Raw genomic sequence first — 11598 nt, forward strand, 5'->3', positions numbered from 1 at the left:
GGTGGAGCAGCCTGGTAGCTCGTCGGGCTCATAACCCGAAGGTCGTCGGTTCAAATCCGGCCCCCGCAACCAACCGAATGTCGTACCAGCGGCATAACATGAACGGTGGTTTCGTCGTAATACAGCATCAAGACGGACGCGGGGTGGAGCAGCCTGGTAGCTCGTCGGGCTCATAACCCGAAGGTCGTCGGTTCAAATCCGGCCTCCGCAACCAACTCTTGATGACAACAGATAAGCACCCTTCCGGGTGTTTTTTTGTATCTGCAATCCGCAAAAATAGCCGGACTCGCGCCCGGCCCTGCTTTTATCGGCTCGCCAGCGCGCCGCCGTTGGCGAAATAAGCCTTGATGCCCGCCAGAATCGATTCCGCCACCTGCTGCTGGAAGTGGCTGGTGCGCAGCTTACGCTCCTCTTCAATGTTGCTGATAAACGCCGTTTCCACCAGGATCGACGGGATATCCGGCGCCTTCAACACCGCAAAACCGGCCTGATCGACACGATTCTTGTGCAACCGGTTGATTTTTCCCATCCGATTCAACACTTCCTTGCCAAACTTCAGGCTGTCGTTGATGGTCGCGGTTTGGATCAGATCGAACATGGTGTGATCGAGATAACGGTCGCCACTCTTGCTGACACCGCCGATTTGGTCCGACGCGTTCTGTGTCTGCGCCAGGAACTTGGCCGCCGAGCTGGTGGCGCCCTTGGTGGACAATGCGAACACCGATGAACCGCGCGCGGCGCGGCTGGTGAAGGCGTCGGCGTGAATCGAAACGAACAGATCGGCGCGCTGCTTGCGCGCCTTGGCGACGCGCACCTTGAGCGGAATAAACACATCTTCATTGCGCGTCATGAACACTTTCATGTTTGGCTCGCGCTTGATCATGGCGCTCAGCTTGCGGGCAATCTGCAGCACGATGTCTTTCTCGCGCGTCTTGTACTTGCCGATAGCGCCGGGATCTTCGCCGCCGTGGCCGGGATCCAGCATGATGACGATCGGCCGATCGCGCCCCGCTTTGCCGGCCTGCGGCGCTTCCGGCGGCAGCGTGCGCTCCAGATCGCCCTTGTTGTAATCTTCCAGTAACGCCAGTAGCGGATCATACTCCTCACCCCCGCTGCCGCCCTTCGTCGGATAGAGATCCATCACCAGACGGTTGCGATACTCCGGCACCGGCGCCAGCGTGAAAATATGCGGGCTGACGCTTTGTTTGAGCTCCAGCACCAGCCGCACGGTATTCTGATCAAACTGGCCGACGCGCGCCTGCTTGAGATAAGGATCGTCGGCGCGCACCTGCCCGGCGATGCCTTTCAGCACGCTGTTGAGGTGAACACCTTCGATGTCCACCACCACGCGATCGGGATTGGTCAGGGCGAACTGCTTGTATTTCAGTTCGACGTTGGATTCCAGCGTGACGCGGGTATAGGTGGAGGATGGCCAGACGCGCACGGCGATCACGTGCGATGATGCGGCGAAGCCCGTACGACTCACACTCAGCAACCAGCTGGCGGCAACGCCCTGTAATAAACGACGGCGGCCCAGATTGTGATTAGCGTTTGGCATGCGGCTCCGGCAGTAATAGCTGTTTACAACAGATGAAAAAAACACCAATGAAATGGGGATGCCGAAAACTTTAACCAATCATTCCAGCCCTGTCATCAGAAAATCTTTTTATGGTTTTTCAATTTATTAACGATTTAGCGCCCTTAGCGCACGCTTCATGACGATTTCCCACTTGCCATCGGCGCAATAAAAGAATAAAAATACAAAAATATCGTATAAATATGCAAAGAGGTTTGGCCGTGAAGGAACGTAGTACAGAGCTGGTGCAAGGATTCCGTCACTCAGTCCCCTATATCAATGCCCACCGCGGCAAGACGTTCGTCATCATGCTCGGCGGGGAAGCCATCGAACACGAGAATTTCTCCAACATCGTCAACGATATCGGGCTACTGCATAGCCTGGGTATTCGCCTGGTGGTGGTTTACGGCGCACGGCCGCAGATCGACGCCAATCTGGCGCAGCACAACTATGAGCCGATCTACCACAAACACACTCGCGTGACCGACGCCCATACGCTCGAGCTGGTCAAGCAGGCCGCCGGCCTGCTGCAGCTCGACATCACCGCTCGGCTGTCGATGAGCCTCAACAACACGCCACTGCAAGGCGCGCACATTAACGTGGTCAGCGGCAACTTCATCATCGCGCAGCCGCTGGGCGTGGATGACGGCATCGACTACTGCCACAGCGGCCGCATTCGCCGCATCGATGAAGAAGCGATCCACCGCCAGCTCGACAGCAACGCCATCGTGCTGATTGGCCCGGTCGCGGTTTCGGTCACCGGCGAGAGCTTCAACCTGACCTCGGAAGAAGTGGCCACCCAGTTGGCGATCAAGCTGAAGGCGGAAAAAATGATCGGTTTCTGCTCCTCGCAGGGCGTGACCGACGCGGAAGGCAACATCCTTTCCGAGCTGTTCCCCAACGACGCGCAAAAGCGCCTTGAAGAGCTGGAGGAAGGCGGCGATTACCATTCCGGCACCGTGCGTTTCCTGCGCGGCGCGGTGAAAGGCTGCCGCAGCGGCGTGCGCCGCAGCCACCTGATCAGCTACCAGGAAGACGGTGCGCTGGTGCAGGAACTGTTCTCGCGCGACGGCATCGGCACCCAAATCGTAATGGAGAGCGCCGAACAGGTGCGCCGGGCGACAATCAACGACATCGGCGGCATCCTGGAGCTGATCCGGCCGCTCGAGCAGCAGGGCATTCTGGTGCGCCGTTCGCGTGAACAGCTGGAGATGGAGATCGACAAATTCACCATCATCGAACGCGATAACCTGACCATCGCCTGTGCGGCGCTGTACCCGTTCCTGGAGGAAAAAATCGGTGAGATGGCCTGCGTGGCGGTACATCCCGATTACCGCAGCTCTTCGCGCGGCGAGATGCTGCTGCAGCGGGTAGAAAACCAGGCGCGACAGATGGGGCTGAAGAAGCTGTTCGTGCTGACCACCCGCAGCATCCACTGGTTCCAGGAACGTGGCTTTACCCCGGCGGAGGTCGACGTGCTGCCGATGCAGAAACAGGCGTTGTACAACTACCAGCGCCGCTCCAAAATTCTGCTGGCGGATCTGTAATCCCAGTGGGCGCGGCCGTTGCCGCGCCCCTTCATCGTTTATTCCGTTGCCTGTAATCGTTCAGCCAATCCGCTGCGGCGCTGGGTCGGCGTGCGAATGGCCCGCAGCAACACCGCCTCCGTGGCATACAGCGAGAGCTGCTTACGCGCGCGAGTGATCGCGGTATAGACCAATTCACGCGTCAGCACCGGCAGGAAGTGATTCGGCAACACCAGAACCGTATGGTCAAATTCCGATCCCTGAGATTTGTGCACCGTCATGGCATAGGCGGTTTCATGCGCCGGCAAACGGCTCGGCTGCACCGACTTGATGCTTCCATCCGGCAATTGGAAATGCACGCGCAGCTCGCCGCGCTCATCCGGCAGCGTAATGCCGATATCCCCATTGAATAGCCCCAGCGCGCTGTCGTTGCGGCCGATCATCACCGGCCGCCCCCGATACCAACGGCCGAGCACGCCCGGTTTACGGTCGATCAGACCGGCGCGCTGCAACCCGATCTCAATGCGCTCGTTCAGGCCGGCGACGCCAAACGGCCCTTCACGCAGCGCGCACAGCACCTGGAAGCGGCCAAAGGCCGCCAGCACCGCCGCCGCGTCTGCGCCTTCGGCGGTCAGCCGCAAATAGTCGCGATAGCCCGCCACGCAGGCATCCAACAGCGTCTGATACTCTTCGCTCGTCGCCAACGCATAACCCATGACATCGCCGAAACTGCCGTTTAGTGCCGCCAGCGAGTGATCCCCCGCTCCGGCGTTGACCGCCAACGCCAGTTGACCGATGCCGGAACGGGCGTCGAAGCGATAGCTCTTGCGCAGCAGGCACAGGCTGTCGCGCACCGCCGCTTCCGCAACGGCCAGCTGTCCTTCGATCGAACAGCCGGTCAGGCGGCTCAGCTCTGCAGCGCGCGCATCGCTGTATCCCTGCTCGGCAAAACGGCAAATATCCCCCAGCACCGCGCCGGCCTCCACCGAGGCCAGCTGATCGCGGTCGCCAAGGAAAATCACCCGGGCCCGATCGGGCAACGCAGCAATCAGGCGCGCCATCATCGGCAGATCGACCATCGAGGCCTCATCCACCACCAGCACATCCAAATGCAGCCGGTTGCCGCGGTGATAGCGCATGCGCTGACTGTTCGGTTGCGCCCCCAACAGGCGGTGCAACGTCGCCGCCTCCGTCGGGAACAGCGCCTGCTGCGCCGGGGTCAACGCCAGCTGACGGCTGGCGCTGCCAAGCGACTCCGTCAGGCGCGCCGCCGCCTTCCCAGTCGGCGCCGCCAGCTGAATGCGCAAGCGCGCGCTTTCATCCAACTGCACCAGCGCCGCCAACAGCTTGGCGACGGTGGTGGTTTTACCGGTGCCCGGCCCGCCGGAAATGACCGCAATGCGCCGCGTAGCGGCCACCGCGGCGGCGATCTTCTGCCAATCGGGTTCATCGCTCGCCGAGCCGAACAAACGGTCAAGAATAGTGCGCAGTTCAGCCTCCGGCACCGCCAGCGAGTCGCCTTCGCCGCCGATAAACGCCGCCACTTCACCTTCGTTTTGCCACATGCGCTGCAGATACAAGCGCGGCCCGCGCAGCACCAGCGGCGTAGCCTCGCTGCCGTCCCCGACCGCCGCGCTGGCCGCCAGGCGCTGCTGCCAACGCACGCCATCCGGCCGCCCGGCCGCCTCCCACACCGCCAGCGCCAGCGCCGGTTGGCGCCCTTCAAACAGCGTATCCGCCTGCAGCTGCTCCAGCATCAGGCAGACGTGACCGGCCCCCGCCTCTGCGCTCAGGCAGGCGGCGGCCAGCAAAATATCGGGCTCGTCTTCGTTCGCCACCACGCGGGCGAACTGCACGTCCAGCGGGCGCAACACGCCAAGCGCCACCGCCTGCTCCAGCAGTGCGATCATGATCCATCCTCCGTCGCAGCAGCCTCGCCGCTGAACAAACGATCCATCCCCGCCACCAGCTCAAACTCGGGAAGACAGGTGAAAATGCCGTTGCCCGGGTGCGCCGCATCCACGCCGCGCAGGAACAGATAAATCACCCCGCCGAAATGGCGCCGGTAATCGTAATCCGGCAGCCGATGACGCAGATAACGGTGCAGCGCCAGCGTATACAGCTGATATTGCAGATCGTAACGATGCTCCGCCATCGCCTGCTCCATCGCCGGCCGGGTATAGGCGCTGCTGTCTTCTCCCAACCAGTTGGACTTGTAGTCCAGCAGGTAGTATTTGCCCTGCCAACAGAACACCAGGTCGATAAAGCCTTTCAGCATGCCTTGCACCTGATGGAAATCCAGCGCCGGACAGCGGGCGGAAAGCGGATCGTAACGCTTCACCAGGGCATCGAGCTCCTTCGCCTGCAACAGCCGGTTGATCGGCAAATAGAACTGCAGCTCGGCCTGCTTGTGCTGCGGCGTTAGCGCCGCCAGCGTCACGCCGCTGTCGGCGAGCGGCGTGTTGAGCAATACCTGCATCCACGCCAGCAAAATCGGCTGCCAGTGTTCGGCAAATCCTTGCTGTTGCAGCTGTGCCAGCAGCCACTGTTCATCCAACGGCTGGGTGAAGTCCAGCGTTTCGAACAGGCTGTGCAAGAAGGTGCCGGGCGCCGCGCCGCGCGGGAAGGTATGCGGTGTGAGCGCTGGCTCACTCTCCTCACTCCGCTCGCCCGCCGCGTCGACATCCAGACGCGGCAGCAGATCCTGCATCAGGCTCGCGCCGTGCTGTTGCAAACCGGTATAGCTGGTCACCCGCCAAAAATCCTGGATCCGCCGGGTAAAGCTTTTCGCCGCCAGCGCTTCGGCCAGTGCCGCCTGGGGTTGCCAGGGTTCTTCGTCCGGCGGTTCAACCAGCGACAGTGCGATACCCCCGCCCGCCAATTGCTGCAGACGTTCCTGCAGATACACGGCGTCGCCGGCCTGCCCGCCCTGCACCAGATAACCCAATGCGCTGCGGTGCAGATCGGTATCGCCCTGTTTCTTGCGCGTGCCCTGGAACAACGGCGCGATGCCGATGCTGCAGTGGTACACCGAGCGGGTCAGCGCCACGTACAGCAGACGCAGATCTTCCGCCAACCGCTCCTCCTCCGCCCAAGCCTGGCTCTCTTCATTGGCGTCGAGATCCAGCAACGCCTGGAAACTGTGGCGATCGTGATACAGCGCCTGTTGCTGCTGGCGGAAGTTGCCGATGAATGGCAACCACACCAGATCGAACTCCAGCCCCTTGGATTTGTGGATCGTGATCACCTGCACCAGATGCCGGTCGCTCTCCAGCCGCAGCTGCTGATTATCGGACTGACGATTGGGCTGGGCGATCTGCTGCGCCAACCAGCGCACCAGCGCATGCTCGCTGTCGAGCTGCGCCGCCGCCTCTTGCAACAGTTCCCCCAGATGCAGCACGTCGGTCAAGCGACGCTCGCCGCCGACGCTGGCCAACAGGTTCTCCGCCAGCTGGCGCGCTTTCATCACCTCGCTCAGCATCGGCAACACGCCGCGGCGCAGCCAGAGCGTGCGGTAATTGTCGAACTCGTTAACCAGCGCGTCCCAGGCGCGCTCATCGCGGCTCAGGCCGTCCAGCGTCGGCGCGTCCAACCCCATCAGCCCGGTGGCCATGGCGCTGCGCAGCGTGCGCTCCTGCTCCGGCGCCAACACCGCCTGCAGTAACCACAGCATGTCTTTGGCCTCCGGGGTGTCAAACACGCTGTCGCGGTTGGACAGGTAGACCGACGGAATAGACAGCGCGCTCAGCGCATCGCGCACCAACGCCGCCTCATTGCGGCTGCGCACCAGCACCGTGATATCGGAGGCTTGTACCGGCCGTGACGCCTTGCCGCTCTGCAGCCGCGCCTGGCCCTGCTGCCCGGCGCTGAGCCAGTCGCGAATTTGCGTGGCGCACAGGCGCGCCATCAGCTGTTGGTAATCACTTACACCCGCGCCTTCTCCCTGCTGCAGCCAGAACTGCATCGCTGGCTGCGGCTTGCCGTGCAATTCAAACGCCAGCCCTTGGTTCTTTTCCGCCGCGTTAACTTCAATAAAGGGGATTTGGCCGAACAGGAAAGGCTTTTCTACCTGAGAAAACAGGTGATTGACGCTGGCGACCATCGACGGCGACGAGCGCCAGTTGGTCTCCAGCGTATAGTGGGCGCTCACCTCTGAACGCGCGCGCATGTAGGTAAAGATGTCGGCGCCGCGAAAGGCGTAAATCGCCTGCTTGGGATCGCCGATCAACAGCAGGCCGCAATCAGGCCGGCCGACGTAAAGTTTTTGGAAAATACGGTATTGCTGCGGATCGGTATCCTGGAATTCATCGATCATCGCCACCGGGTATCGCTGGCGGATCGCCTGCGCCAGCTGTTCGCCGCCGCCGCTTTGCAGGGCGCCGTCCAGCCGGCTGAGCAGGTCATCAAATCCCAGTTCGGCGCGCTGGCGCTTTTCCTGCTGAATGGAGGTGCGGATCTCGCTGAGCGCACGCGCCATGATCAGGTCGCGCAGCGTCAAGGGTTCAGCGAACAACTCATCTATCGCCGTGAACAGCGTATGCCGCGGCGGCTCACCTTTCTTGGTCTTCTCCAGCAGCACCGACTGGCGAAATTTATCCAGTTCCTTCGGCAACTGGTAGTCCTGAGTCTCCTGCCCGCTCCATTCGCCGACCTTGTTCAGCCAGTTCGGCAGGTGTTTACTGCTGTAGCTGCGCTTATCGACGCCGGACTGAGCGATCAACGCTTCCAGATCGCCCGCCTCCGCCCGCCATTGCGCCTTGATGGCGTCGATGCGCGCGACGATCTGCTCGTGGCGCATCAGGACGGTTTCTTCATCCTTCGGCGGCCGACGCAGCGCCGGCGCTTCACCGTGCAGATAGCCGGAGAGATCGGCCAGCAACGCTTCCGGGCCGCTCCACTCCTGGCTGACCGCACGCGCCACGCCCAGCGGCAACGGATAGCAGTGGCGACGCCAGAAATCGGCGCAGGCCTGCCGCCGCAGCGGCAGCTCGTCCTGCACCAGCGTTTGTTCAAACAGCATGCCGGACTCGAAGGCGTTGTGCGTCAGCATTCGTTGGCAAAAGCCGTGAATGGTGTAGATCGCCGCTTCGTCCATCTGCCGCTCCGCCGCCAGCAGCTGCGAGGCGGCGTCGGTCAAATCGTCAATTTCAGCCATCAGCGCCGAAAACAGCGGGTTGGCGCTGACACCGCGCACGCAGGCGATGCGTAATCCGTGAATATTGTCGCGGATACGCCCACGCAGCTCCTCGGTGGCGGCCTCGGTAAAGGTCACCACCAGGATTTCTTCGACCGTCAGCGGGCGGGGAAACGCTGCTTCACCGCCCAACCCCAGCAGCAAACGCAGGTACAGCGCGCCGATGGTAAAAGTTTTGCCGGTGCCCGCCGACGCTTCTATCAGGCGTTCGCCGAACAGCGGCAGCGACAGAGGCTCCAACCTCTGCGGGGCAATTTCCGTCATGGCGTCGCCACTTTACGCGGCAAAATCTGCTGCAATGCCGACGCGTTCGGATAGGTGCTCCAGTCCTTAGGCGCCGCGTAATCCGCCTTGTCTTGCCCGCTGCCGCTGACCTGCGACAGCACCGCCAGCCCCTGTGGCTGGATCACCGCCTGGTGGAAATAATCCGCCAGTTTGGCCGGCGTCAGCTGTTGCACCTGCGCGATCAGCTTCTGACGAGTATCAAAGGCGAAGTTGCCGCGATCGAAATCGTTGGCGAACCGGCTGGCCTCCTCGCTCAGGGTTTGCGGCCGCTGTTTCAGCTCATTGATCAGCGCCTGTTTGTACTGTTCAAAGTCCGCCTCGCTCATGTCGCGCAGGCGTTTCTCGGTTTTCGGGTAGAAATCCTGATAGCGCTGGTACAGGTAGGCCGGCTGTTTGCTGTTGCTCTGCAACAGGAAGCCCACGCCCCACTGGCGCCCTACCGACATCGGGAAGGCGAAGACCGCGTACCCCAATTGCTCCTGCGTGCGCAGCTGGCTGTAAAACCACGGCTGAATAATCTGCCCCAGCAGCGAACTGTAGGCCATGCCAGTCACTTCGTCGTAGCCGGTCGGCACATAAACCGCCGCCAGCGCCGAGTCAGTGCTGCTGCCCACCTGTTGCAGGTTGGCCAGATGATTCTTGTCCACCACCACGTCTTCGCCGTGCCACCATTCGCTACCGGTACAGCCCAGACGATGTTTTAACGTCGACGCCAACGTGTCGACCTGCTGCTTGCTCATGTTGCCCACTACCAACAGCTCCGGCGTGGCCTCGGCCAGCAGGCTGTCGCGATAGGCCAGCACGTCTTTCAGCGTTAACGTCTTCAGCACCTCGCGGCGCTCGCTGCGTTCGGAATACGGCACGCGGGAAACCATCTGCACCGGCTGAATGGCCAGCTCAAACGCCTTGCCCTTCTCGGCGGCGTCCAACTGCTCCAGATACCAGGATTTGGCTTGCGCCAACTGATCTTCCGTCGGCGTGAAGCTGGAATAACCCTCGATCAGCGCCGTCAGCAACTGCGGCAAACGCTGGGTGAAGCCGTTGGCGTTAAACATCAGACCGTTGTTCGGCGAGGTCGAGAAGCTCAACCCGCCGACCGACGCCTGATAGCTCAACTGATCCAGCGCGAGGCCGGCCAGATAATCCGTCAGCGAGAACAGCACCTGATTGCGCGCGGAATCCATGGTTTTGGCGTTGCGGAAAGCGACGGTGACGTCGGCCTTCGGCTCGTCGGCGAAGTAACGACTCGGCATGTACAGCACGCGCAGGCCGGGTTTATCCACCACCCTTTCCGGTTTTTTGAACTCGTGCGATGGCTTGGTCAGGGTAAAGTCATCCGGGATGTACGGGTTGAGCGCCGGCAGCGACAGGGAAATGCCGCTCTCCAACTGCTGCCACTGCGTAAAGCGCTGCGGCGTGATTTTGTCGACCTGGTAAGGCGCGTTGACGAAATAGGCCGTCTTATTGTGCGGTTCATCCGGGCTGACGAACCAGATGCGCGCGTTTTGCGGCGTCATGGCGTCCAGGCGTTCGGCGATCGCCTTAGGATCATAACGGTCGGCCAGATAAGGCGCGTCCAGCGCATGCTCAACCGGAACGCGCAGCATGGTGTCCACCAGCCATTCGATATAGTCCATGTCGCGCGTGATCGACGGATAACGGAAGTCCAGGTTCAGAACATGCGAGATTTCATCGAAGTAGCTCTGCTTGATGCCTTCGCTGCGCAGCATTTTCAGGTAGTTGAAAATGGCGGCGACGACTTGGTCGCGCTGGGCCAGGCCTTTGTCGGTCAGCGAGACGCTGATAGCGAAGACGCCGCCGTTGCGATCCACCATCGGATCGGCGCCGGCATTGATGGCGTCCGCCAGCCCCTGCTTCTGCAACCAGTCAGACAAGGTGTTTTTGCTGCGGTTGCCGATCAGGTAGCTGATGTAGGTATCGGTTTTGCTGCGAAACGCGGCGCTGTTGTTATCGATGCGGAACTCGACCTTCAGCTGCTTGCGCGGCTGCGCCGGCACATAGTGAATGATGATGCCCTGCTGTTCCGGCGTCACGGCCGGCACGGTGATCGGCGGCACGCTGGCGTCATGATTCGGCACGCGGCCAAAGGTTTTCGCCGCAATGTCAGCCAGCTGCGGCAGCGGCTGATTGCCGTACAAAACGCCCATCATCAGATTGGCGGAATAGTAGCGCTTATAGAAGCCGGTCAGTTCATCGTGCAACTTGCTGTCCGGCTTGTCTTTCAACGTATCGAGATTGCCGCCGGAGAAGCGCGCGCTCGGGTGCGCCGGGTTAAGGGTTTCCGCGCCGACCTGCGCCATGCGCATGCCGTCGCGCGAACGCGCCATCGTCAACTCGGCGTTCACCGCATTGCGCTCGCGATCGGCATTGCCCGGATCCAGCAGCGGCTCGGCAATAGCGTCGGCCATGCGGTCGACCGCCGGCTCCAGCGCGTCATTTTCCACTTCCAGATAGAAGGCGGTGCGATAAGAGGCCGTGCTGGCGTTGTGGCTGCCGCCGTGCTTTTTCAGGAATTCGGACAGGTTTTCCGGCTCTGGATAGCGTTTGGAGCCCATCAGCACCATATGTTCCAGATAGTGCGCCAATCCCAGTTGGCTGTTCGGATCTTCGAGCGATCCAACCGGCAATGCCAGCGCCGCCAGCGATTTCGGCGCCTGGGCATCAGACACCAGCAACACCGTCATGCCATTAGCCAACTTGATCGCTTCATACTGACGCGGATCGTGTTCGCTCTTGTTGATCTTCTCCGTCAGCGGTTGCCATCCTTGCGCGGCCCAACTCAACGGTGCCCAACACATAGCCAATAGTACCAGCCCGGTGATACGGACCAACTGTCTGCGCATATCCAAAATAAACCCCTATTCTGACGTCGCTACGCCCACTCCCTGACGTTGGCGACGTGCATCAAAACCACATAACCAAATCTGTACTCGCCGGGATCTTCGCCAATGTGGCGATCCGAAACACGGCGGGTATATGCCTGTACGTTATGTAAG

General features: G+C 61.3%; 5 protein-coding genes and 1 tRNA gene. 2 read left to right on the forward strand and 4 right to left on the reverse strand.

Annotated features, from left to right (window positions below; genetic code table 11):
* Positions 1-137: 137 nt before the first annotated feature.
* A tRNA-Met gene (locus ACTJJ6_RS22660) sits at positions 138-214 on the forward strand.
* Positions 215-304: 90 nt separating this feature from the next.
* Here the strand turns inward: ACTJJ6_RS22660 and amiC are convergent.
* A complete protein-coding gene (amiC, locus tag ACTJJ6_RS22665) occupies positions 305-1558 on the reverse strand; it encodes an N-acetylmuramoyl-L-alanine amidase AmiC (protein WP_004931882.1) in 1254 nt (417 codons plus the stop codon).
* A 239-nt stretch (positions 1559-1797) separates the two neighbouring features.
* Between amiC and argA the strand changes: the two genes are divergently transcribed.
* The gene (argA, locus tag ACTJJ6_RS22670; protein ID WP_004931881.1) at positions 1798-3123 is read left to right on the forward strand and encodes an amino-acid N-acetyltransferase; all 1326 of its coding nucleotides are present in this window, start codon (positions 1798-1800) and stop codon (positions 3121-3123) included.
* 38 nt (positions 3124-3161) lie between these two features.
* Here argA and recD read toward each other — a convergent pair whose 3' ends face one another.
* Genes recD through ptrA form a run of 3 tightly spaced genes read right to left on the reverse strand, consistent with a single transcriptional unit; the run spans position 3162 to position 11445 of the window.
* Positions 3162-5012, reverse strand: coding sequence for an exodeoxyribonuclease V subunit alpha (recD, locus tag ACTJJ6_RS22675; protein WP_206194916.1), 1851 nt, complete (start codon positions 5010-5012; stop codon positions 3162-3164).
* On the reverse strand, positions 5009-8560 hold the full coding sequence (recB, locus tag ACTJJ6_RS22680) for an exodeoxyribonuclease V subunit beta (protein WP_049300396.1): 3552 nt from the start codon (positions 8558-8560) through the stop codon (positions 5009-5011). The genes recD and recB overlap by 4 nt, the downstream gene beginning before the upstream one ends.
* Positions 8557-11445 carry a pitrilysin gene (gene ptrA / locus ACTJJ6_RS22685; protein WP_049300402.1) on the reverse strand — a complete coding sequence of 963 codons (2889 nt, stop codon included), beginning with the start codon at positions 11443-11445 and terminating at the stop codon, positions 8557-8559. The genes recB and ptrA overlap by 4 nt, the downstream gene beginning before the upstream one ends.
* Positions 11446-11598 lie beyond the last annotated feature (153 nt).

Source organism: Serratia sp. 22278, from assembly GCF_052045405.1.
In the GTDB taxonomy this organism is placed as follows: domain Bacteria; phylum Pseudomonadota; class Gammaproteobacteria; order Enterobacterales; family Enterobacteriaceae; genus Serratia; species Serratia marcescens.

Bases quoted from the DNA above. Each gene is read 5' to 3' on its own strand.
- amiC (WP_004931882.1), bottom strand. From the start codon at position 1,558: ATGCCAAACGCTAATCACAATCTGGGCCGCCGTCGTTTATTACAGGGC.
- recD (WP_206194916.1), bottom strand. From the start codon at position 5,012: ATGATCGCACTGCTGGAGCAGGCGGTGGCGCTTGGCGTGTTGCGCCCG.
- recB (WP_049300396.1), bottom strand. From the start codon at position 8,560: ATGACGGAAATTGCCCCGCAGAGGTTGGAGCCTCTGTCGCTGCCGCTG.
- ptrA (WP_049300402.1), bottom strand. From the start codon at position 11,445: ATGCGCAGACAGTTGGTCCGTATCACCGGGCTGGTACTATTGGCTATG.